Below are 22942 nucleotides of genomic sequence, written 5' to 3' on the forward strand. Positions count from 1 at the left end.
GAATGCTTGCACGTTGTAGCGGCGGGCGCCCTCGCCCGCCGGCGCGCAACTGGCGAATATCGGGAGGGCCCATTGCATGTGGCGCGGGCGCCCTCGCCCGCGCACTCACACCACAACAGCCCATGTTGGAGCTCTACAGCGGCTCCCGCGGCCCGAACCAGGAGCGATTTATAATCGATTGTTTGATATGAGTGATCGTGCGCTCCAGGAGCGGCTGGTTGCGAGCCCGACGCGCATGGGCGAATACCTTGGCGCGCCGGCGGTGGCCGGGTATGGCGACACGGCCGTCGAGTTCGCCGCGCTGCGCCGCGCCTGCGGCATCACCAGCCTGACCTGGCGCCAGCGCTTCCTGGTTCGCGGGCCCGACCGTGTCCGCTGGTTGAACGGCATGGTCACCAACAACATTCGCGGCCTGGACCCGAATCGGGGCGTGTACTCGTATCTGCTGAACCCGCAGGGGCGGATCCTGGCCGACATGGTCTGCTTCAATTGCGGCGACCACCTGGTGATCGAAACCGACGCGGCCCAGGTCGCCGGCCTGCGCGAGGCGCTGGAGAAGTACATCATCATGGACGAGGTGGAACTCGCCGACGCCGAGCCGGACACGAAGTTTGCGGTGACTGGCCCGCGCGCCGCCGAAGTCCTTCGCAGCGCCCTGGCATGGAGCGAGGACCTGGCCACGCTGGCCCCGCTCCACATGCGCGACGTTTCGTGGCATGGCGCCACCCCGACCGTGATACGCACCGACTTCGCCGTCCTACCCAGCTTCGAGGTCTGGCTGCCGGCAACCGTTGCCGCCGAACTGTGGCAATCGCTGCACGATTCCGGAGCAACGCCGGTGGGCTACGAAGCGATGGAGCTGCTGCGCGTGTGGGCCGGGCGTCCGCAGTATGGGGCAGACATCAGCCAGCGCTACCTGCCGCAGGAAACCGCGCAGGACCGCGCCCTGCACTTCAACAAGGGATGCTACGTCGGCCAGGAGATTGTGGAGCGCATACACTCGCGTGGCCTGGTGCATCGCCTGTTGGCTGCGTTTGCGGTCAACGGACCGCCGCCCGCCGCCGGCGCCAGGATTCAAGTGGACGGCAAAGACGCGGGCGAGGTCACCAGCGCGGCGTCGCTGCCGCTGGAGTCGGGCGCGAAGACGGCGGCGCTCGGGTACATTCGGCGCGAAGCCGCCGCGCCGGGCACGGCGGTTCAAGTTGGAGGATCTTCGGCCACGGTCGTGAGGCCTCCGATTCAGTGAGTTATGGCGATTACTTGAGGTAATACATACATTCCTTTCCGAGTGAGATTGCGATGTCGCCGAAGAACGAACCCGAACTGAAAGTCACCGATCGCCGGCTGTTCAACGCCGAAGGCGAGTTGCGCCCCGATGTGGTTGACGAAGAGCGCCGGCAGGAAACCGCTCCGTCGCCGCCTCTGCCTGCCGCTGAGACCACGCCTGCCGCGAACGCCGCTCCGGCCGCTCCGCCGCCAATCTCAGCCGAGGAGCATCAAGCCAGCCACAGCGCCTTCCGCGACGCCGGCGCGAAGGTCGACGACATTCTGCGCGAAGCGCTGGGGAACCAGCATCATCCGGAAAAGCTCCAGGTCAGCTTCGAGAGTCTGGTCGCGTCAATGTACATGACGGCGATGATGCAGCTCGGTATGCTGCACGAAAAAGGCGAGCAGCCCCAGGTGGACCTGGTGGGCGCGCGCCACACCATTGACACGCTCTCCATGCTCGAGGAGAAAACGCGCGGTAATCTGACCGAGGGCGAGCGCGCCGTCCTGCAGGACGCGCTCTTCCGCCTGCGCATGGCGTTCGTCGAGATCACCAACATGCTCACGCGCCAGCCCGCGCCGGGCGAGCCGACCGTCGGCCAGCGATGAAAGCAACCCTTACCGTGCTCGGTTCGGGGACGTCGATGGGCGTCCCCACCATCGGCTGCGGCTGCGCCGTGTGCACCTCCCGCGATCCGCGCGACCGGCGCACGCGTCCCTCGGTGCTGGTGGAGTTCGATGGCCACACCGTGCTCATCGACACCACGCCCGACTTCCGCGAGCAGGCCATCCGCGAAGGCATCCGCACGCTCGACGCCGTGCTCTACACCCACGGCCACGCCGATCACATCCTGGGCCTCGACGACCTGCGCCCGCTCAGCTTCCGCACCGGCAACATTCCGCTCTACGCCCATCCTGAAACGCTGGCTACGCTGCGCAGCATCTTCCGCTACATTTTTGACAACGATTACAAGTACGGCGGGCTGGCCAAGGTCGAGCTCAAGGAGATGACCGGGCCGCTCGACCTGTTCGGCGTGTGTTTTGAGCCGGTGCCGGTCATGCACGGCGACGCCACTATCCACGGCTATCGGGTGGGAAACATGGCGTACCTCACCGACCACAGCGAGATTCCTGACGCGTCGATGGCCCGCCTGCGCGAGCTCGACATTTTGTTTTTGGACGCTCTGCGCCGCAAGCCGCACCCCACGCACTCGACGCTGGAGAACTCGCTGCGCCTTGTGGAAGAGCTGAAGCCGCGCCGCGCTTTCTTTACGCATATTTCGCACGACCTCGGCCACCAAGAAACCAACGGCGCGCTGCCCGAACACGTCCGCCTGGCGCACGACGGCCTGAAACTGGAGTTTGAATTGTGAAAACCAGCATTCAGCAGTCAGCATTCAGCCTCCGATGGGCCTCGGCGAAAGTGCGCATTCGCACCCCGGATGTGCAAGGGCCGAATGCTGAGTGCTAACTGCTGAGTGCTTTGCATCATGCAGATCTTTCGCCAACTCGACCAAGTCCCCGCGAACTACGGGCCCAGTGTGCTCAGCGTGGGCAACTTCGACGGCGTGCACCTGGCGCACCGCAACGTGCTGCGTGAGGTGGTGGAGCGGGCGCGGGAGCTGGGCGCCCGCGCCCTGGCCGTCACCTTCGACCCACACCCGGTGCGCGTGCTGCGGCCCGGGTCGAAGACGCGCATGCTCACGCCAACCGAGGCGAAGCTCGAGCTGCTCAGGGCCGCCGGCCTCGACGCCGTGCTGGTGCTGCCCTTCACACGCCAGCTTTCCGAAATGTCTCCCGCCGACTTTGCGCGGCGGATCCTGGCGGAGAAGCTGAACGCACGCGAGGTACACGAGGGTTTCAATTTTCGCTTCGGACACGACGCCGCCGGCGATGTTCGGCAGCTCGAGGCGCTGGGCCGCGAGCTTGGCTTTTCCCTGCGTGTGTATCCGGAAATGCGGGTGCGCGGCGACGTGGTGTCATCGAGCCGCATCCGGCAGCTCATTGCCGAAGGCCGTGTGACGCGCGTGCAGCGGTTGCTCGGCCGGCCGTTCAGCATCGCCGCTCCGCCCGCCAGCGGCCGCGGAGTCGGACACAGGTACACCGTCCCTACCATCAACCTCGCCCGCTACGACGAACTCCTTCCCGGCGACGGCGTGTACATAACCTGTACGGAAGTTGGCGGGGAGTGCTTCCAGTCGGTGAGCAACGTGGGCTCACGGCCCACGTTCGACGGCGCCGGCTTCGCGGTGGAGACGCACCTGCTGAACTTTCATCCCATCGAGGTCGCGCCGGAGAGCGACGTGAAGCTTTCGTTCCTGTACCGGCTGCGTCCGGAGATCAGGTTTCCCGGCGTGGAGGCGCTGCGCGCCCAGATCGCGCGCGACGTGAAGCGCGCACAGCGGTACTTCCGGGCGTGCGAGGCCCGCAACCTGGCGGCCAAACGCTAGCCTCGCCCTCGCGTACAATCCCTCACTCGTGTCCGCCATCGCGCAGAATCCGCAGCTGACCGTCGGCCCGGCCCAGCGCAAGACGCTCATCGCCGCCGCGCTCGGCTGGATGCTCGATGGCTTCGACGTCATGCTCTACGCGCTCGTGCTGGCGCACGTGATGCGCGACCTGGGCATGTCGAAAGCGACCGCCGGGCTGCTCAACACCCTTACTTTGCTGGCTTCGGGCATCGGTGGTGTGATGTTCGGGCTCGTCGCCGACCGCATCGGGCGCACCCGCGCCCTGATGCTCAGCATTCTGACGTACTCGATCTGCTCGTTTGCCTCGGGCCTGTCCACTTCCATCCTCATGCTCGCCGCCTTCCGGTTCATCCTCGGACTCGGCATGGGCGGCGAGTGGAACACGGGCGCCACGCTCGTCGCCGAAACCTGGCCGACACATCTGCGCGCCAGGGCCATCGCCCTGGTCCAAAGCTCGTGGGCGATCGGCTACGCGCTGGCGGCGCTCACGTCGTGGACCGTGCTGCGGCGCTGGAACTGGCGCGCCGTGTTCTTCGTGGGCGTACTGCCCGCCCTGGTCACGCTCTGGATTCGCAAAGACGTGCCTGAATCGGAAATGTGGAAGTCGCGCCAGGGGAGCGGTTCCGGCGAAACCCAGCCGACGGTTGCATTCCGCGAGATTTTTTCGCGCCGCTGGGTTCGACCAACGCTCGCGCTGCTTTTCATGAACTTTTTCGGCATGTTTGCCTGGTGGGGACTGTTCACGTGGGTGCCGGCGTACTTGTCGCTGCCTGCCGGTGAAGGCGGACGCGGCTTCCCTGCCGCCCAGGTCACAACCATGCTCGTGGTGCTGAACCTGGTGGGCATGTTCCCCGGCTACGCCGGCTTCGGCTGGGTGGCCGATAAGATCGGCCGGCGGCGCAGCGTCGTCCTCTACACGACGATGGCGGCGCTGCTGGTGCCGCTCTACGCCATTGCGCGCGATCCGATGGCGCTGCTCGTCCTCGGGACGCCGGTAGCCTTCTTCGGCACGGGATTCTTTTCCGGCTCGGGAATTATCGCCAGCGAGGTGTTCCCGACCGACGTCCGTGCCCGCGCGCTCGGCTTCACCTACAACGGCGCGCGCACCCTCAGCTCGATTGCGCCTTCCGTCATTGGATGGGTGGGGCAGCACTACGGCCTGAGCTGGGCCTTCGGCTTGTGCGGCGTGTCGTTCTTCCTGGCAGCGCTGGCCGGCATGCAGTTGCCGGAGACGAAGGGCAAGCCGCTCGAATAACCAGTGGATAGCGCATCGTGAGTAGCAAACCTGCCCGAGGGGACGTCACTATCCACTCTCCGCTATCCGCTCTCCACTGTCTGAATGATGATCGTCCCCGCCAGCACCAGCGCAACGCCCAGCGCCTGGCTCCAGAACAAGCCTTCAGCGAGGAACGCCGCGGTCAGCAAAATCGCGAACACGGGCTCAAGACAGCTGGTGACCACGGCGCGCGTCGCGTCGAGCTCCGCCAGCCCTGAGAAGTAGAGGGCGTATCCGATCAGGATGGAGACCAGCGCGAACAGCGCCATGAACTCCCATTGCGCGGCGGAGTAGTGTGCCGCCGCGATCTTCCACGGCGGGTTCACCACCGCCCAGAACGCCGACGCTCCGAGCATGGCGTAGGTGAAAACCGCCCAGCGGTCGTAGCGCTCGAGCAGGCCGCGTCCCATCACGTTGTAGAAGCCGAAGGCGACGGCCGCGCCCAGGCCGGCAGCCACCCCCGCCGGAACCAGCCGGATTTCAGCGCGGCCCAACCCGATGGCGAGCGCGCATCCGGCGACGGCGAGCAGGACCGCGCTCACCCGTTGCGCAGTGGCGCGCTGCAGTCCGCGCGCCACCATCCACGAGAGCACGAGAATCGGGCACAGGTATTGCAACGTGATGGCGGTAGCGACCGTGGTCCTTTGCACGGCGAGGTAATAGAAGTAGTTGGAGGCTGCAATTCCCGCCGTTCCGATCAGAAGGCAGCGGACAAAGTCAGCAGCCGGCATGCGAAACGCCGCGCGCCCGCGGACGAGCAGCAGCGCCGGCAGCAGCACCAGCAGCGAGAGGGTGACGCGGGTCTGCGAGAGGATGAGCGGGCCCAACGGCTGGCCGCCGGTTGCACTGGCGAGCAGCTTGCCGGTAAAGACAGCGCGCGCCATCGCCGCCGACGCAGCCCAGCACAACGCCGCGCCGGCTATATAGAAGTATCCGCGAATGGGATGTGCGTTGATTGCGATTGGATATTCCCAGTCAGGAAAGCGCTTCAAAGCTTAATGCGATTCGAGCGCGTTCAGCAGTTCTTCGAGGCGCCGGGGATCGAAGCCGATCACCACTTCTTCGCCCACCACCACCGTGGGCGTGGTGCGGCTGTGGTAGCGGCGCACCATGTCCCGCAGCGCGCCGCGGTCGGCGGAAACGTCGCGCTCCTCAAAGGCCACTCCTCTCGCCGAGAGGAGTTCCCGCATCACCAGGCACGGCGGTCAGCCGGGCGTCAGGAAAAGCTGCACGCGCAGTTGCGGCATGGGGCTGAGAGTATGCACGCGTCGAGGGCGAACGCACAATGTTTGATGCGCGTGGAACCAGGAAAGTTCTTACCGAACAGGCGCCGCGGGCGTCGCAGCCGGCTATGAATCCAGCTCGATGGTGTAACTGATCGCGGTCCCTTTCTTCAGCATTGCGGACACCGAGCAATACTTCCCCTCCGACAGCCGTACCGCATCCTCCACCGCTTTGCGCGCCACCTTGCCGGAAACTCTGTAGACCAGCTTGATCGTGGTGAATACCTTGGGCGGCGTCTCGGCGCGCTGCGCTTCGGCGCGGACCTCCACACGCGTGAACGGCTCGCGTTTCTTCCGGAGAATGGAAACGACGTCCGTCGCCGTGCAGCCGCACAGCGCGATCAGCACCATTTCCATCGGCCCGGGAGCAGTGTTGCGTTCGCGGTCCGAATCCATCGGAACGGTGTGATTGCTTGTGCCGGTCGCGACGAAGCGCTCGCCATCAACCCAGATTGCGCAAGCCGTGGTGTGCATTCGCTATCTCCTGTTGTCCGTCTGCGGCTCGGGATGAATCAGCACTTTGAAGATTTCCGGCACTTCCTGCTTGAAGCGGATTTCCAGCGCGGTCTGCACGTCGTGAACGCGCGCGAGCGAAAGATTGTCGGCAAACGTGCAATGGCAAGTCATGTGGATGCGGTTGCGCACGCGCGTGAGGGTCAGCTCGTGCAGGTCCTCCACTTCGGGAAACTCGCGCGCCACGCTGCGCAGGCGGCGCTCCATGCGCGAATCGTGCAGCACTTCGTCCGGTGTCTCGATGGTCGCCAGCTCGCTTTCGATGTGAGTAAGGATGCTGGCGATTTCCGGCAGCTCCTCGCGCATTTCCGCTTCGAGACGGGTCACGCGGTCGTGTGCGTCCTTCAGCGTGAGCGATTCGTCGAGCTCCAAGTGCTGCTCCACGTGAAGCCGGCCGCCCAGGTCCTGCACGCTCACGTCGTGGACAACCAGGTTGTTCCTCGTCGCGACGCCGCGGATGCGGTCAAAAATGTTCTCGGTGAGCGAGGCGCGCGGCACCGAGTGCACCACCACGTCGGCATCGGGCAGCACCCGGTGCACTGCTTCGGTCACCGCTTCGGCCACCTGCTCGGAGCGCTGGAAAGTCACGCTGCGCGCCAGCGCGACGGAGAGATCGGCGAAGTAACGGTTGCCGGCGCGCCGTATCCGGACACGCTCCACGCCGACCACGCCATCCTCGCGCGCCACTTCTTCCACGATGCGCGTGCGAATGCCGGCCGGGGCGGCGTCGAGCAGGGCGTCAATCGTCTGCCGCGCCAGCCGCGAGCTTACATACACAGTCACGCCTGCCACGGCGAGGCCGGCGACGATATCGGCATACGCGAGGCTGGGCACGCCGAGGCGGTCGCCAAGCACCACCAGCGCGAGTCCCACGATCACCACCGTGCTTGACCACACGTCGGTGGAGAAATGAAGCGCGTCCGCCTCCAGGGCCTGGCTGTCGTATTTGATTGCCACGCGGCGCAGCGCCCGCGAACGCCACGCGTCCAGCATGATCGAGACAAACATGACCACGAATGCCGCCACGCTGGGCTCGATGTGGATGTGGTGGAGCGTGACGCGGCGTATCGCCTCGAACACGATCCAGGCGCAAGTGAGCAGCAGAAGGCCGGTTTCGAGAAAAGCGGAAAAATTCTCGACCTTGCCGTGGCCGTACTGATGGTCGGCGTCGGCGGGCTTGTCGGAGACGCGCACCGAAAAAAGCGTGATCAGCGCCGCGCCCAGATCGAGCGCCGAGTGCGCCGCTTCAGACAGAATTCCGAGCGACCCGGTGCTGATTCCCACCAGTGCCTTCAGCGCGGTAATCCCGACCGCGGCCAGCACCGATGTGAGCGCCACCTGGCGCTTCTCGGCGCGCATTATTTCGCCGCTGATGGCCTGCGTTCCCACCCCTCGATTATCGCTGCTGACCTCGGCGGTAGCAAAGCAAAGCGGCGCCGCAACCGCGGAGCACCGCACGTGCAACGCCCAGCACCCGTCTGTGCGGCAGTCTGCCTCAGTTGGCTGTGCTAGCATCTTGACTTTGAGCGCGTTTCGGAGATCGCTTTGACTTTGAAGCCACTGGCCGGCTTCCTGATCCTGCTTGCAGTTTCCGCCGGGATTGCGCAGCAAACACCGGCAGCTCCGGCGAAGCCCGCGCCGCAGCAACCGTCAACTTCAGCCCCCAAGCCCGCCGCGCCGGCAACTCCATCCGCCAAGCCTGAAGCTGGCGCCACAGCGCCCGCCGAAATTCCGCCCACCGCTCCGGTCATCACCATGCCCGGCATTTGTCCGGAAAAGGCCCCCGGCGCCGCCGCGGCAGACTGTTCCACCGTGATCACGCGCGCGCAGTTCGACGAGATGCTCACCGTGATCGCGCCCAACGCTCCGCCCGGTGTGCGCGCGCAACTCGCTAACCAGATCATCCGGACGACGGTGATGGCGCATGCCGCGCAGTCTCGCGGCGTGGGCTCCGCCCCCGCCGATCAGCAGGTGCTGCGCTTTGCGCGCATGGAGGTGCTCAGCCAGCTCCTCGATCGCCGCTTGCGCGCCAAGGCCGAACAGATCACGCCCGAGGCCGTGGAGTTCTATTACAAGGGCAACGATTTGAAGTTCCAGGAGGCGAAGCTGCAGCGCATTGTCGTGCCCCGCAACCAGCCCGCTTCCGCGCCGAAAATGAGCGACGCCGATCGTGCCAAGCTGGCGCAGCAACTTCACGAGCGGGCCGTCAAGGGCGAAGACTTCCAGGCACTGCAGCGAGAGGCCTACGAGAAATTGCAAATGGCCGCGCAGCCGCCCAGCGTGGACCTCGGCACGCGGCGCCGCGGCACGCTTAACCCGGCGCACGAAGAGGTCATCTTCGCGCTTCAGCCGGGCGGAATTTCGCCCGTTTTGAGCGACGGCGAGGGCGACTACATCTACAAGCTCGAATCCAAGCGCACGCTGCCGCTCGACGAAGTACGCGACAACATCAAGCAGATCCTCGCTGCCGAGGCATATCGCCGCGACTTGCAGCAGATCTTCGGCGACTTCAAGCCCGTTCTCAACGAGCAATACTTCAAGACCGGCGCGCCCCCGGCGCCGCCACAGGCCCCCACGATGACTCAGCCGAAGTAGCGTTTGATCCATAAACGGAGCAGGCATGGAAAGCGTGCTGGTGACCGGCGTGGCGGGAAACCTGGGACGCCGGCTGCTTCCCCAGCTCGCTGGAATGCGCGTGATCGGCGTGGACTTCGTGGAGCCGCGCGGCGAGCAGCCCGCGCGCTTCGTCCGCATGGACCTGGGCGTGGAAGACTCATGCCCCGGCCTGGTCAAGCTGATCCGCGAGGAGCAGCCCGCGTGCGTGATTCACCTCGCGTTCGTGCTCGACGCGGTGCGCACCGGCGTGCTGGATCCGGAGCGCATGTGGCAGATCAACGTGGCCGGCACCGCGCGCGTGATGGAAGCCATTACCGAAGCCGGCCGCCGCGGCGTCGAGGTGCGCAAGTTCATTTTTCCCAGCAGCGTCTCCGCCTACGGCCCAAACCTGCCCGGACCGGTGAAGGAAGACTTCCCGCTCGGCGGGCACTCACTTCCCTACGCCATCCACAAGCGGGAGTGCGACCTGGTCGTGCAGCAGCGCGCCGCCAGCATCAGTCCCTGCCGGACGTTCATTCTTCGTCCGCACATTTTCGTTGGGCCGAGCGTGGAGAACTACCTCGTGGCCGGGCTGCGCGGCACGCCCTCGGGCGCGGGACTGCGCGCGCAACGCATGCGCGAGCGCGGAAAACGCCTGCCCATGATCGTGCCCTGGGGCGACAAATATTTGCGGCATCGCTGCCAGTTCGTTCATGTGGATGACGTGGCGCGCCTGCTGGCGTGGATCGTGCGCCGTCCAGACGCCGGTCCGCAGGTCACCATCCTGAACGTGGGCGGCCGCGGGATTCCGCCCTCGCTCGGCCGCTGCGCGGAAATCGCCGGCGCCAAGCTCGTCCAGTTGCCCACGCGCGCCCTCGCCAGGCTCGCGCTGGAGATCACCTGGCGCATGGGCATCTCCGGCTTCCCGCCGGAAGCGTTTCCCTACCTGACCGGCGAGTACATCATGGACCTGGGAAACCTTCAGCGGTTCCTCGGCGCCGACTTCGAGCGCGTGATCCGCTACACGGTGGAAGACGCCGTCCGCGAAAGCGTGCGCCGCGAGCCCGCCGCGGCGACAGCAACCGCCTTGGCGACGTGAACCAACAGTGTTTCCCACAAGGGACACAAAGGAACGACGAAGGGCGTTGGCCGATGCCCCTGGTGTGTTTTTTGCGCCCTTCGTGTGAACAGTTCTACTTCGTCCCGCGGTGAAGGCCCGCGATCCCGAACGTGTACGGCGTCCAGTTCACTTCGCGGAAGCCGGCGCGCTCCATGCGCTCCCGCATTTCGCCGGGCGCGGGAAAGCGCTCGACCGACTCCGGCAGGTACGAGTACGGGCCGCGCACGCCGGAGATAAGCGTGCCGATCTTGGGCAGCACGCGGCGGAAGTAGAAGCCGTAGAGCCTGCCGAACACGCCGCCGGGCTCGCCGAAGTCCAGGATTCCCACTTCCCCGCCCGGCGCCAGCACGCGAAGGATTTCGTCGAGACCAGCCTGGTAGTTGGCGAGGTTGCGGAAGCCGAACGAGCTGACCACCAGGTCGAAGCTGCCGTCGGCAAACGGCATGTGGAGAGCATCGGCTTCCACCCAGCGCAACGGTTTGCCTGTCGACTTCGCGCGCGCACGCTCCAGCATCGCCGCGGAAAAATCCACGCCCGTAATCGGATTGACGCCCGGCCCGCCGCCCGCCGCCCCGGCGTGCTCACGCACGCGCAGCATCGCCTGCGCCATGTCGCCGGTACCGCAGCACAGGTCGAGCACGCGCGCCTGCGGACGCCGCAGGATGTGGGCAAACGTCCGCGCCGTGCGCCGCCACCACAGGCGGTCAACGTTGCAGGAGAGAAGATGGTTCAGCAGGTCGTAGCGCGGCGCGATGTCGGTGAACATCTGCCGCACCTGCTCGGCGGCCGCGCGCTCGTCTGTCGCCCCGGCTGGAGCCGCACCGTCTGCCGTCTTCCGAAGGGCCTGCGACATTTGTTATTTGTGATTTGTTATTGGCTATTTGTTATTTCTAGACGGGCAACGTGATTGCAACAACAGCGGGGGACCTGAAAAGAATAACAGTTGGCAAATCACAAATAACAAATGGCCAATAACCAATAGCAAATCAGGTTTTGGAGAGCCGCCTGACGTCCTCCACCGCGCTCCTCACCGTGCTCTCCGGCACTCCGGCCACGATTTCCACCTCGCCGATGTCCACCGGCAGCACGAAGCGCGGCACGCCATTCGATGTCTTCTTGTCGACCGCCAGCCGGCGCAGCAGGCCGGAGGCGCTCGAAGTCACGCGAGGCAGCGGCGCGTACGCGCGGATCAGGTCGATCACCCGCTGCGACTGCTGCGGGCTGATCTGACGCATCTCTTCCGCGATGCGGCACGCCGCCACCATGCCCCAGGCCACCGCCTCGCCGTGCAGGAAGCGGCGATACCCCGTGTCCGCCTCGAGCGCGTGGCCAAGCGTGTGTCCGAAGTTCAGTATGCGGCGCAGGCCGTTCTCGCGCTCGTCGGCGCCCACCACTTCGGCCTTCACGCGCACGCACGCCGCGATCAGCCACTCGAGCGCCTGCCGCTCGCGCCCGAGGATTGCTTCGCGGTTCTCCTCCATGAAGCGGAAGATGGCGGGGTTGCGGATCACGCCGCACTTCAGCGCCTCGTACAACCCGGCGCGATACTCGCGCTCGGGCAGCGTGGCCAGGACCGCCGGGTCAATGATCACCAGCCGCGGCTGATGAAACGTGCCGACCAGGTTCTTTCCGGCGCGAAGGTTCACGCCCGTCTTGCCGCCGATGCTGGCGTCCACCTGCGCCAGGAACGTGGTCGGCGCCTGCACCACGTCAACACCGCGCATGTACACCGAACCGAGGAAGCCGGCCACGTCGCCCACCACGCCGCCGCCCAGCGCCACAACACAGGCGCCGCGATCGGCGCCGCGGCGCGCCAGCTCGGCGGCGAGTTTCTCCAGCGACGCGAGCGTCTTGTGCCGCTCGCCGTCGGGCATGGTGATGACGTCGAACTTGAGTTTCGCCGCGCGCAGCGATTTCCCGAGCGGCGCCGACCATCGCCGCTTGACCGGCGTCACCGTGATCACAAAAACGCGCGCCGGACGTTCCAGCGCCGCCACGATGTGCTCGCCGGCGTGGCGCAGCAATCCCGAGCCGATCAGCGCGTCATACGGACGCGGCCCGACGTTGACCTGGACTTGCTCCATCTCGATGACCTCTCCCTCGGATCAACGCGGAAAAACACGGATCACAAGCGGCGTGTTCTGTGTCATCCGTGTAAACCTGTGGTACGAGCTCGGCTCTTCGTTCACGATGATAACGCAGCGTCGCGGGCGTTCGGTCAGGCGGCGGGTGTTACCATCGAAAGTTGCTCTGCGCGTTGCGTGCATGCCTGTCGCGCTGCGCGTTGCGGAACGCCATGGCCCCAACCCCTTCGGAATTCGACTTTCTCGTCATCGGCGCCGGGATCGCCGGCCTGCGTGCGGCGATCGAGCTCGCGCCCGCCGGGCGCGTCCTGGTGCTGGCCAAGGGCGAGTGGACCGAGTCGGCCACGCAGTACGCCCAGGGAGGCATCGCCGTCGCCCTCAGCGACGAGGACGAAATCAGCCTCCACCTGCATGACACGCTCGCCGCCGGCGACGGCCTGTGCAACGAAGCCGCCGCCCGCGTCCTGGTGGAAGAAGGTCCCGAACGCATCCAAGAGCTGATCGCCTGGGGCGCCGAGTTCGACCGCAGCGGCACCAAACTCACGTTCGCCCGCGAGGGCGCCCACAGCCGCAGCCGCGTGCTGCACGCCCATGGCGACTCCACCGGACGCGAGATCGGACGCGCGCTCTACGCCCGCGCCGCCGCTCTGCCGCAGATCACGTTTTCCGAATTTGAGTTTACCGCCGAACTGTGGGCCGACTCCGGCCGCGTCTGCGGCGCCGAACTGATCAATCGAGACGGCAGCCGCTCGCGCGTCCGCGCCCGCGCCGTCCTGCTCGCCACCGGAGGGCTGGGGCAGGTTTATCGCGAAACAACCAATCCCACCGTCGCCACCGGTGACGGCGTCGCCATGGCCTTCCATGCCGGCGCCGAAATCACCGACATGGAGTTCGTGCAGTTCCACCCCACCGCGCTTTACCTGAAAGGTGCGCCGCGCTTCCTGCTCTCGGAGGCGCTGCGCGGCGAAGGCGCCTACCTGCGCAATGCGGCGCTGGAGCGCTTCATGCCGAAGTATCACGAGATGGCGGAGTTGGCGCCGCGCGACGTCGTCTCGCGCGCCATCGCCAACGAGCTGGCAGCCAGCAAGGACCCCGATGCGGTTGTCTACCTCGACATGACGCACCTGAACGGCGAGCGCCTGCGCAAGCGCTTTCCGCGGATCTACTCCACCTGCATGCAGTACAACCTCGACATCGCCGCCGAGATGGTTCCCGTGCGTCCGGCCGCCCACTATGCCATGGGCGGCGTGCGCACCGATCTGGAAGGACGCACCGGCCTCGCCGGACTCTACGCCGCGGGCGAAGTTGCCGGCACCGGCGTGCACGGCGCCAATCGCCTCGCCAGCAACTCGCTGCTCGAAGGCCTCGTGTTCGGCGCGCGCGCCGGCGCTGCGATGCGTGAAGAAGGGCCCGCTCCCGGCCCCGCAAAGCGCCAGAACCCGCCACGGCCGGCGAACTCAGCCGCCGCCGATCCTGAAGTCCCGATTGCGGCCATTCGCGAGCTGATGTGGAACAACGTTGGCGTGGTGCGCACGGGCGCCGGTCTGAAGCAGGCAGTTGCCGATCTGGAGCGCCTTGGCTCGCTGCTGCCGGCGGGCGCTTCGCGCCGCCAGATCGAAGCGTGGAATATGCACACCGTCGCGCAGCTCATCACGCGCTCGGCGCTGGCGCGCCAGGAGAGCCGCGGAGCGCACTACCGCGCCGATTTCCCTGCCCGCGACGACCAGCGCTTCAAGAAGCACTCGGTTGTGCGCGGCGACGCGGCAGTGATCTTCGAGTAGGTAAAGAATCTTCACCACAGAGGAAAAAACCGCAGAGACAAATCTCTCCGGTCCTCTGTGTTCCTTGTGTTTTAGGCTTTTACTTTCGCGGGAAACGCGACCGACGCCCCCACCGAGATCGCCAGCACCAGAATCACGACGCCCAGTGCGACGAAGATTGGTATCTCATACCTGGCCGAGAGCAGCATCTTCACGCCGATAAACATCAGGATGACGGCCAGGCCGTAGTGCAGGTAGTGGAACACCTGCATCATGCCGGCCAGCGCGAAATAGAGCGCCCGCAGGCCCAGTATCGCGAAGACGTTCGACGTGTAAACGATGAATGGGTCTTTGCTGATGGCCAGGATCGCGGGTATCGAGTCGAGCGCGAAAACGACGTCGGTGGTCTCCACCACCAGCAGCACGGCAAACAGCGGGGTGGCGAAGGTGCGGGTGTCGCGCTTCACGAAGAAGCGGTCGCCCTCGTAGTCCGAGGTGATCGGAATCCAGCGCCGCGCCAGCCGCAGGACAATGTTCTTCTCCGGCTCCACGTCTTCGTCGCTCTTTCGCAGCAGCGTGAACCCGGTGTAGATGAGGAACACGCCGAACACGTAGATGATCCAGTGGAAGCGGTTGATCAGGCCCACGCCCGCCAGGATGAACAGCCCGCGCATCACCAGCGCGCCCAGGATCCCCAGCGTGAGCACCTTGCGCTGGTACTGCTCCGGCACCTTGAAGTAGCCGAAAAGCACCAGGAAGACAAACAGGTTGTCCACGCTGAGGGACTCTTCGATCAGGTAGCCGGTGGCGAATTCCAGGGTCTTCTGCGGCCCGCGCCAGATGTAAACCAGCACGGCAAAGGCGGCGGCCAGGCCGACCCAGAAGGCCGTCCACCACATCGCTTCGCGGAACTTGATGGCATGCGGCTTGCGCTGGGCCAGAAAAAAGTCCATCGCAATCATGGCCAGCACGAAGACGTTGAAGCCAATCCAGAAGGCGGGACCTTCCATCCGCTAAGTAGAAAGGAAAAAGACAAAAGGCAAAAGAAAAAAGTGCGTACCACCGCAGAGGCACAGAGACAAACGCGACGCAGGCGCCTGATCCCGCTTTTCTCTGTGTCGCCGCCTCTGTGGCGGAAGTTCTCGCAAGCGACGCGCCGCTTACGCCTTCACCGCAAAATCGAACAGATCCGGACGGGAGTAGTGGCCGGTCACGTCGAGCGTCATGCTCTCGCGATCGATCTGGGTGAGATCAAGATCAGCCACCAGCAACTGCTCCTCCGCGCCCAGCGGCCCGGCAACGTATTTTCCGTCCGCGCCGATGATGGCGCTTCCGCCGCGCAGCAGGAGATCATCCGGCGCCATTCCCTCCGGCCGCTTCAACTCCGCGGGCAGGTCGCGCACGCGCAGAATCTGTCCGGCAGCGAGGACGAAGCATCGCCCTTCGAACGCGTAGTGGCGGCTGGCGATCTGCAGCATCTCGTGGACGTGCGGCCACAGAGCAATGTGCACCTGCTCACCGCTGTTGTGCAGCACCTGCCGCGCGAGCGGCATCCAGTGCTCCCAGCACACCAACGCGCCTACGCGCACGCCGTGCGCTTCCACCGAGCGCAAGCCGCGCGCATCGCCCTGTCCCCACACCAGCCGCTCGGTGAAGGTCGGCACCAGCTTGCGATGCCGGTTGAGCAGCGCGCCGTCGGGACCGAGGGTCAGGATGCTGTTGTAGAGCGTGCCATGTCCCGGCCCGCTGTCCACGCGCTCGTTGATGCCGATCACGATGGCGATCTTCAGCCGTGCCGCCGCCTCCGACAGCGCCTGCGTCGCCGGACCCGGCACGGCAACGCTGTTGGCGCGCAGACGGGCGAACACTTCCTTCGCTGGCGCGTGGTCCCAGAGCGCCGCGTCAGGACACGAATCGAGCCACGCCGGATATCCCGGCAGCCACGTCTCGCCGAAGCAGACAAGCTGAGCGCCTTGTTTCGCCGCCTTCTCGGCCAGCGAGATTGTTTTCCGCAGCGTGCCCGCCAGGTCGAGGAACTCCGGCGAACCCTGCACGATGGCGACGCGGATTGTGCGTGAGGTCATGCTCATCAGATTCGGGAATGGCGCTTTTGGCTCTCAGCTTTTGGCCTGTGGCCAAGGGCGAATCGCTAAGGGCCGATGACGCTCTTCTCATTTCTGCCGGCCGCGGCTCCCGTTCTCCCACTCGTCCCACAGGCGCAGCGCTTTCATCTGGTCGTCGAGGTGGGTTTCGCGCATGAGCTGCTCGATCTCCGGGCGTGACTGGCGGCTGAACTTCTCCCGCGAGTGCGCCAGCGCGGTCGTGAGATACGCCGCGATCGCCACGTGCCGCTTCAGCCGCTCCAGGTCCACCTTGTCGAACGTATCGCTGGTCGCGTGGTAGTTCACCAGGTAATTGTCCTCTTTCTGGTTGGCCACGAAGTTCGGCACGCCCTCGATCAGGAAGTCGTAATTGTCGGTGCCCACGAACGCGTCGGCAGTGAGCTGCGTGGCGCCGAAGCGTTCCAGCGGACGCATGGCGCGCGCCAGTTCGGTAGCAATATCTTTGCGGCCTCCGACGGAAAAGCCTGTGACCTCGCCGATGCCGGTGTCGAAGATGACCACGCCCGCCATGTTGTCGAGCTCGGCGCGGTGCCGTTTGGCGTAGTCCCACGAGCCGAACGTGCCCTGCTCTTCGCCGGAGAACAACACGAAGCGGATGCTGCGCCGCGGCTTCACGCCTGACGCTTTGATCGCCCGCAGCGCGTCCACCACCAGCGCCGCGTTGCAGCCGTTGTCAAGCGCGCCGGTGCCGAGGTTCCAGGAATCCAGGTGGGCGCCGAGTATCACGAACTCATTTGGGCGTTCCGAGCCGCGCAGCTCCGCGATCACGTTCGACGTATGGATGGGCGGCAACACGCGATTGGGCAGCGACAGGTCCACTTCCACCTGCTTTCCTGCCGCCAGCAGCCTCGCGATCCGCTCGGCATCTTCCCGCGCGATCAGCACCTGCGGAATGCCGAACACTTTGCCGCTGAAAGTATTGATGTGGCGATAGAGGATGTCGTGCTCGCGCGTCGCGGTAAAGGCAATGGCGGCCGCTTTCGCCTTCGCCGCCTGATCGATGATCGCCGGCGCTTCCAGGTACTCGGCGAAGAGGTCTTCCCACGTCTTCAGCACGCCGGAGTGAACCAGCACTACCGTGCCGCTGACGTCGCCGGCCTTGGCGAAATCGCCAGGCGTGCCGCGACCGATGTCCACCACGCGCGCACGCGTCTTCGCCAACGGCGACGACCAGGCGATGGAAATGGCACGGGCGTGGAAACGAGTGGGCGCCGTCACGTCGAGTGAGGTCGCGCCTTCCTCCCAGCCCTGCGGCATGGTGAATTCCTCCGTCGTCACCGAGTCGGCGCCGGCGGCCTTGAACGCCTCCCGGGCCCAGGCGATGGCGCCGTCGAAAGCCGGCGTGCCGGGCACGCGTCCGCCCACTTCATCGGTCAGCTTGCGGAGGTTCTCGCCGAGCGGCGAAGGCTTCAGCGCCTCTTCGATCACGCGCTCGCCCGGCATCTGGGCAAGGGCGGCGGCAGAAAGAAACAAAAGAGTGCAAATCAGCAGTCGCTTCATGGCGCGCGATTAGAAATGATGAGAGCGGCGAGCGCAACCTGCTACTTGGGATCCAGATCAATCCGCACCGTCATCAGATCGGTGCCGAACAGTCTGACCAGCGCGGCGTTTGACGCAGTCCCCGGCTTCACCGTCTGCAGCCAGCGCTGGCGCTCCAGGGGGTCTGGTCGTGGTCATGCGCGGCGGCCCTGAGGCGGAGGTCTGGCGCTGGTCGTTGCTCGTGTCGCTGCTGGGAGTGGTGCTGCTCGGCATCTCCGGATGGCCCGGGGGAACACTGGTGTTTCGCAACCAGATCGGCGTGGACCACCGCTACGCCAACGCCGCACAATTCCGCGAGCGCGAGTTGGCGAGCTGGAACGATCCTGCCTGCAACACCGGCGAGCTCGGCCAGGGCCAGATGATGCTGCTGCGTGTGCGCGGCGAGCGGGTCGTCATCGGCCGCTGCTCCGACGGCATCGTCGCCTTCAGCGACCGCTGCACGCATCGTGGTGGACCGCTCTCCGACGGTGCTCTGGTCGGCTGCACGGTGCAGTGTCCGTGGCACGGTTCGCAGTTCGACGTCCACACCGGCCGCGTCGTTACCGGACCGGCGAAGAGCAAGATCGAGGCCTACGAAACGGAAGTCCGCGGCGGCGAGGTTTACGTGGCGCCGAGGGGGCTGGAGCGGAAGGCGGCGTAAGGCTTGTCATCCTGAGCGCACGCCGGCCCCGCGAAGCGGGAGAGGCCAAGTCGAAGGGTCCCTGCTGACCCTCGGCTGCACGGGTCGAGTAGGGGTCCTTCGACTCGCCTTCGCGAATCCTCAGGCTTCGCTCAGGATCACTTCGGGAGCCTAACGACTGTCCAGCATCTTGATCGTCTCCAAAATCACGCTCCCCGAGATCCCCAGGCTCTTCGCGGACACCTTGTCGATCGTGTCCTCCGGCGTGTGGTGGAAGACGTTGTTGTAGCCGTAGTCGAGGTCGATGATGTCGGCCACCGGCACGCCGATGCGCGCAAATGGCAGGTGATCGTCCTCAACCGCCGTCTGCTGTTCGAAGAAGTAGGAGCGGTAGTTGAGCTTCGCAGCCGCCTGCCCGACCAGGTCGAGCAGCCAGGGCGTGGAGTTGGTGTCGCGCTGAATATTGAGGTCGCGATCGCCGATCATGTCGGCGAGCAGGAACGCTTTGATCTTCGCGGCGGTCCCGTCAGCCTTCCACCTGGCGGCGAGATGCTTGCTGCCGTAGAGGCTGTCGTCGGGCGTCCACTGCCGGATGGCTTCCTCGCCGTCGAACCACACCAGCCACACGCTGTATCCGTCGCGCCTGCCGCCGCGCAGATGATTGGCCAGCTCGAGCAGCAGCGCGGTCGTCGAGCCGCCGTCGTTGGCGCCGACAAACGTTTTCAGCGGATAACAGGTGTCATAGTGCGACCCGACAACGATGATGCCGTCCTTCGTACCCGGAAACTTCGCGATGATGTTTTTCATCGCGAACGTGCCGGCCGGAGTGGAGGCGGTGAAGGCGTCTTCCTCGGCCTGGTCTTTGGCCAGGTGCGCGTGCAGATACTCTTCCAGCTTCTTGTGCCCGGCGCTGCCCACCGGCCGCGGCCCCATGGCCACGACCTCGCGCGTGTACTGCATCGCGCGTTCGCCGCTGAACGGGCCGGTCGCGGGCGCAGGCTGCGATTGCGAAATCTTCTTAGCTGACGACTTGCCCGCCTGCGCGCAACCCGGAACAGTGAATGCGAGGCCGATCGCCGCGGTCAGCGCGAGGCCCGCCGCCTTAAGGGTGGCGGCCTTCATTGCGCGGCTTTCTTCGCCGCCCGCTTCTTACGCTGTGCGGGATGCACAATCCACGCGACCCCGATGCTCAGCAGGTAGAGCGCCACCATGGGCGCGGCGAAGATGCACATGTTCAGGATGTCGGTCGTCGGCGTGATGATCGCGGCAATGACGAAGATCACCAGGATCGAGTAGCGCAGGTTGCGCCACATCCAGCCGGGCGACACGATCCCCATCAGCGAGAGGAAGAACACCAGGATGGGCAGCTCGAAAATGATGCCCATCCCGATGATGATGGTCAGGAACAGGTCCGTGTACTCGCCGATGGTGATGATCGGCTTGAACTGCTCCCCGTAGCCGATCAGGAAGTCGAGCGCCGCCGGGTACACCAGCTTGTAGGCAAAAAATCCGCCGGCCAGGAACAGGAACACGCTCGACGACATGAACGGCAGCACGTAGCGCCGCTCGTGGCGGTACAGCCCGGGCGCGATGAACGCCCACACCTGGTAGAGCACAAATGGCGACGCGACGAACACTCCCGCCAGCAGCCCGATCTTCAGATAAATGTTGAACGGCTCGGTGGGATTGGTGAAGAACAGGTCGGGCGAGAGTTTGTGCCGGACCAGCGCCTGGTCGATCGGCACCTTCATGTACTTGTAAATGACCTCGGCCTTCCACCAGCAGGCGAAGAACCCGGCCGCGATGAACACGATCGACCAGATGATCCGCCGGCGCAGCTCCTCGAGGTGCTCGAGGAAGCTCATGCTGGCCATGGGCTCGCGCCCGGTGGCGGGCGGCGCCGGTTCCACTTCCAGTTCAGGCATCGTATCCGTGGGTTTCGTGGTGGGAGTGCAGCTCGGCGTCAACCGCCGGGCTGCTCGAAGTGGTGGAGGGCAATTGGCTCACCGTGCCCTCCGGCGCGGCCGCCGGCGGCCCGATGCGGTTGGCTTCCTGGTACTCGATTTCCCGGATTTCCTGCTCGAGCTGCGACTTGAACTCGTTTGACGCGCGCTTGAATTCGGTCAGCGCGCGGCCCAGCTGGCGCCCGATCTCCGGCAGCCTCCGCGGCCCGAAGATGATCAGGGCCAGCAGGAAGATGAAGATCATTTCCGGCATTCCCAGGTTCATTGCCCAAATCCTTCCCCCAGCATGATAAAGCAGTGGCGGCACGCGGGCCAGCGGCCGCCGTGGCCATGCAACTGGAACCCGGGCGCAAGCCGGGTGTTGTCCGGCGTTCTCTTTTTTCAGGCGTTTGCAGCCTGAGTGGAAGCGCGCCACGGGCCTTGCGCATCTATTTCTCTGGTGGCTTCCGGGCCGGGCACGCGTCTAAGCCGAAAGTGTTTTGGGCGCGTGCCGGAGCCGATTCGCCGGCACGGGAAGCCGCGCAACAGCGTGCTATACTGCACGTAATTTCCATGCGACCGCGTGTTTCGCGAGCACGCGGCCGGGGGTGTCAGGTCAACGATGGCCACCAGTTCTCGCCGCTCCTTCTACTCTGTTTTCATCGTCATCCTGGTGTTTGGCTGCCTGGGCGCCCTCTTTGGACAGCGCATCGGCGCCGGCGCCGCCTCGGGTGACACTGATATCCGCGACAGCCTGCGTAACTTCTCCCAGGTCTACGACCTCGTGGAGAAGAACTACGCTGAGCCGGTGAATGCCGATAAGGCCATCTACAACGGCGCCATCCCGGGCATGCTGCGCGTGCTCGACCCGCACTCCAACTTCTTCGACCCCAAGAGCTACGCCCTGCTGCGCGAAGACCAGCGCGGCAAGTACTACGGCGTGGGCATGCAGGTGGGTCCGCGCAATAACAAGGTCATCGTGGTCGCGCCGTTCGTGGGCACGCCCGCCTATCGCGCCGGCCTGCGCCCGGGCGATGTGATCGTCGCCGTTGACGGCAAGAGCACCGAGAACATGAACACCGGCGAAGTCGCCGACCTGCTCAAGGGGCCCAAGGGCACCACCGTTCACATCACCATCCTGCGCGAAGGCGTGGACAAGCCCATGGAGTTCACCCTCACGCGCGACGAAATTCCGCGCTACAGCGTCGACGTCCACTTCCTCATCCGGCCGGGCGTCGGCTACATCCACATCACCAACTTCAATGAGACCACCGGCCACGAGGTCGCCGAGGCGCTCGATCAGTTCGGCGATCTGAAGGGCCTGGTGCTCGACCTGCGCGGCAACCCCGGCGGGCTGCTCAGCGAAGCGGTGGACGTGAGCGACAAGTTCCTGCCCAAGGGCGCGGTCATCGTTTCGCACCACGGGCGCGCTTCGGCGGAAAAGGTCTATCGCGCCAGCCGCGGCAATGGCGGCAAGGCGTATCCGGTGGTGGTGCTGGTGAACCGCAACACTGCCTCAGCGGCTGAGATCGTGGCCGGCGCCATCCAGGACCACGACCGCGGCCTCATCGTCGGTGAAGCCACGTTCGGTAAGGGCCTGGTGCAGACCGTGTATCCCCTGTCGGAAAACACCGGCCTGGCGCTGACCACGGCCAAGTACTACACGCCCAGCGGCCGCCTGATTCAGCGCGAGTACTCCGGCGTCTCGCTCTACGACTACTACAACCACCTCGAGAACGAAGACAACAACCCGAACAAAGAGCTGAAGACCACCGACAGTGGACGCCAGGTGTATGGCGGCGGCGGCATCACGCCCGACATCAAGAGCCCCGCCATCAAGAACAACCACTTCCAGGACGTGCTGCTCCAGCACTTCGCGTTCTTTAACTTCGCCAAGCGCTATCTGATCGGCAAGCACGTGGACCGCAACTTCGAGGTCAACGACGCGGTGCTGCACGACTTCCGCACCTTCCTCGCCGACGAGAAGGTCCCCTTCACCGACGCCGAACTGCAAGACGTCAACGACTGGGTGAAGGCCAGCATCAAGAGCGAAATCTTCATCGCGGAGTTCGGGCAAGCCGAGGGCCTCAAGGTCCGCGCCGAAACGGACCCGCAAGTGCTCAAGGCGCTCGACCTGCTTCCCAAGGCGAAGGAACTGGCCGACAACGCGCGGCGCATCATTGCGCAGCGCACCGCCACCATGCGCGCCGGCAGCCAGTAAGCGATTCCGAACGCGTCAACCCAAAGCCTGCCTCACCGGCGGGCTTATGTTTTGCGGTACGGTGCTGGCGTCTTATTTCCGGCAAGGTTCTCACCGCGCCCGGTGCATTACCCCACGTAGTGGGTGGGC

22 protein-coding genes are annotated in these 22942 nt (G+C 65.4%); 10 read left to right on the top strand and 12 right to left on the bottom strand.

Annotated elements, in window-relative coordinates:
* The first annotated feature begins 187 nt into the window (after nucleotides 1-187).
* From VFA60_10925 to VFA60_10945, 5 genes are all read left to right on the top strand, one after another.
* The gene (locus VFA60_10925) at nucleotides 188-1246 is read left to right on the top strand and encodes a folate-binding protein (GenBank protein HZQ92296.1); all 1059 of its coding nucleotides are present in this window, start codon (nucleotides 188-190) and stop codon (nucleotides 1244-1246) included.
* Nucleotides 1247-1299: 53 nt separating this feature from the next.
* Nucleotides 1300-1875, top strand: a complete 576-nt coding sequence (locus tag VFA60_10930) for a DUF1844 domain-containing protein (protein HZQ92297.1) — start codon at nucleotides 1300-1302, stop codon at nucleotides 1873-1875.
* Complete coding sequence (locus VFA60_10935) at nucleotides 1872-2639, top strand: MBL fold metallo-hydrolase (protein ID HZQ92298.1); 768 nt, start codon at nucleotides 1872-1874, stop codon at nucleotides 2637-2639. Before VFA60_10930 ends, VFA60_10935 begins: the two co-directional genes overlap by 4 nt.
* 117 nt (nucleotides 2640-2756) lie before the next feature.
* Nucleotides 2757-3716, top strand: coding sequence for a bifunctional riboflavin kinase/FAD synthetase (locus VFA60_10940; GenBank protein ID HZQ92299.1), 960 nt, complete (start codon nucleotides 2757-2759; stop codon nucleotides 3714-3716).
* Between the two features lie 28 nt (nucleotides 3717-3744).
* Nucleotides 3745-4992, top strand: coding sequence for an MFS transporter (locus tag VFA60_10945; protein HZQ92300.1), 1248 nt, complete (start codon nucleotides 3745-3747; stop codon nucleotides 4990-4992).
* A gap of 62 nt (nucleotides 4993-5054) precedes the next feature.
* Here the strand turns inward: VFA60_10945 and VFA60_10950 are convergent, their stop codons facing one another.
* The 4 genes from VFA60_10950 to VFA60_10965 form a co-directional block, all read right to left on the bottom strand.
* Entirely contained in the window at nucleotides 5055-6005 is a 951-nt protein-coding gene (locus VFA60_10950; protein ID HZQ92301.1) for an EamA family transporter, read from the bottom strand.
* 3 nt (nucleotides 6006-6008) lie between these two features.
* Complete coding sequence (locus tag VFA60_10955) at nucleotides 6009-6206, bottom strand: glutaredoxin domain-containing protein (GenBank protein HZQ92302.1); 198 nt, start codon at nucleotides 6204-6206, stop codon at nucleotides 6009-6011.
* A 156-nt stretch (nucleotides 6207-6362) separates the two neighbouring features.
* The gene (locus VFA60_10960) at nucleotides 6363-6770 is read right to left on the bottom strand and encodes an OsmC family protein (protein HZQ92303.1); all 408 of its coding nucleotides are present in this window, start codon (nucleotides 6768-6770) and stop codon (nucleotides 6363-6365) included.
* A gap of 3 nt (nucleotides 6771-6773) precedes the next feature.
* Entirely contained in the window at nucleotides 6774-8198 is a 1425-nt protein-coding gene (locus VFA60_10965) for a cation-efflux pump (protein ID HZQ92304.1), read from the bottom strand.
* A 162-nt stretch (nucleotides 8199-8360) separates the two neighbouring features.
* Here VFA60_10965 and VFA60_10970 point away from each other — a divergent pair, with 162 nt between their 5' ends.
* Complete coding sequence (locus VFA60_10970) at nucleotides 8361-9404, top strand: peptidylprolyl isomerase (protein HZQ92305.1); 1044 nt, start codon at nucleotides 8361-8363, stop codon at nucleotides 9402-9404.
* A gap of 25 nt (nucleotides 9405-9429) precedes the next feature.
* Complete coding sequence (locus VFA60_10975) at nucleotides 9430-10503, top strand: NAD-dependent epimerase/dehydratase family protein (protein HZQ92306.1); 1074 nt, start codon at nucleotides 9430-9432, stop codon at nucleotides 10501-10503.
* A gap of 94 nt (nucleotides 10504-10597) precedes the next feature.
* Here the strand turns inward: VFA60_10975 and VFA60_10980 are convergent, their stop codons facing one another.
* The gene (locus VFA60_10980; GenBank protein ID HZQ92307.1) at nucleotides 10598-11377 is read right to left on the bottom strand and encodes a ubiquinone/menaquinone biosynthesis methyltransferase; all 780 of its coding nucleotides are present in this window, start codon (nucleotides 11375-11377) and stop codon (nucleotides 10598-10600) included.
* 133 nt (nucleotides 11378-11510) lie between these two features.
* Nucleotides 11511-12608, bottom strand: a complete 1098-nt coding sequence (gene aroB, locus VFA60_10985) for a 3-dehydroquinate synthase (GenBank protein HZQ92308.1) — start codon at nucleotides 12606-12608, stop codon at nucleotides 11511-11513.
* Nucleotides 12609-12820: 212 nt separating this feature from the next.
* Between aroB and nadB the strand changes: the two genes are divergently transcribed.
* Nucleotides 12821-14389, top strand: coding sequence for an L-aspartate oxidase (gene nadB / locus VFA60_10990; protein HZQ92309.1), 1569 nt, complete (start codon nucleotides 12821-12823; stop codon nucleotides 14387-14389).
* Nucleotides 14390-14460: 71 nt separating this feature from the next.
* On the opposite strand, the gene VFA60_10995 is transcribed toward nadB, so the two are convergent.
* From VFA60_10995 to VFA60_11005, 3 genes are all read right to left on the bottom strand, one after another.
* Entirely contained in the window at nucleotides 14461-15378 is a 918-nt protein-coding gene (locus tag VFA60_10995) for a TerC family protein (protein HZQ92310.1), read from the bottom strand.
* Between the two features lie 150 nt (nucleotides 15379-15528).
* Entirely contained in the window at nucleotides 15529-16452 is a 924-nt protein-coding gene (locus VFA60_11000) for a carbon-nitrogen hydrolase family protein (GenBank protein ID HZQ92311.1), read from the bottom strand.
* Nucleotides 16453-16539: 87 nt separating this feature from the next.
* Nucleotides 16540-17991, bottom strand: a complete 1452-nt coding sequence (locus tag VFA60_11005) for a M20/M25/M40 family metallo-hydrolase (protein ID HZQ92312.1) — start codon at nucleotides 17989-17991, stop codon at nucleotides 16540-16542.
* A 175-nt stretch (nucleotides 17992-18166) separates the two neighbouring features.
* Between VFA60_11005 and VFA60_11010 the strand changes: the two genes are divergently transcribed.
* On the top strand, nucleotides 18167-18670 hold the full coding sequence (locus tag VFA60_11010) for a Rieske 2Fe-2S domain-containing protein (protein ID HZQ92313.1): 504 nt from the start codon (nucleotides 18167-18169) through the stop codon (nucleotides 18668-18670).
* A gap of 150 nt (nucleotides 18671-18820) precedes the next feature.
* Here VFA60_11010 and VFA60_11015 read toward each other — a convergent pair whose 3' ends face one another.
* From VFA60_11015 to VFA60_11025, 3 genes are read right to left on the bottom strand one after another with little or no spacing between them, the layout of a single operon-like run.
* Nucleotides 18821-19771, bottom strand: coding sequence for a M28 family peptidase (locus VFA60_11015; protein ID HZQ92314.1), 951 nt, complete (start codon nucleotides 19769-19771; stop codon nucleotides 18821-18823).
* Complete coding sequence (gene tatC, locus VFA60_11020; GenBank protein HZQ92315.1) at nucleotides 19768-20574, bottom strand: twin-arginine translocase subunit TatC; 807 nt, start codon at nucleotides 20572-20574, stop codon at nucleotides 19768-19770. Before tatC ends, VFA60_11015 begins: the two co-directional genes overlap by 4 nt.
* The gene (locus VFA60_11025; protein ID HZQ92316.1) at nucleotides 20567-20878 is read right to left on the bottom strand and encodes a TatA/E family twin arginine-targeting protein translocase; all 312 of its coding nucleotides are present in this window, start codon (nucleotides 20876-20878) and stop codon (nucleotides 20567-20569) included. Before VFA60_11025 ends, tatC begins: the two co-directional genes overlap by 8 nt.
* Before the next feature lie 336 nt (nucleotides 20879-21214).
* On the opposite strand from VFA60_11025, the gene VFA60_11030 reads away from it, so the two are divergent.
* The gene (locus VFA60_11030; protein HZQ92317.1) at nucleotides 21215-22813 is read left to right on the top strand and encodes a S41 family peptidase; all 1599 of its coding nucleotides are present in this window, start codon (nucleotides 21215-21217) and stop codon (nucleotides 22811-22813) included.
* Nucleotides 22814-22942 lie beyond the last annotated feature (129 nt).

The sequence above is a fragment of the Terriglobales bacterium genome, assembly GCA_035651995.1.
Classification (GTDB): domain Bacteria; phylum Acidobacteriota; class Terriglobia; order Terriglobales; family Acidobacteriaceae; genus DASRER01.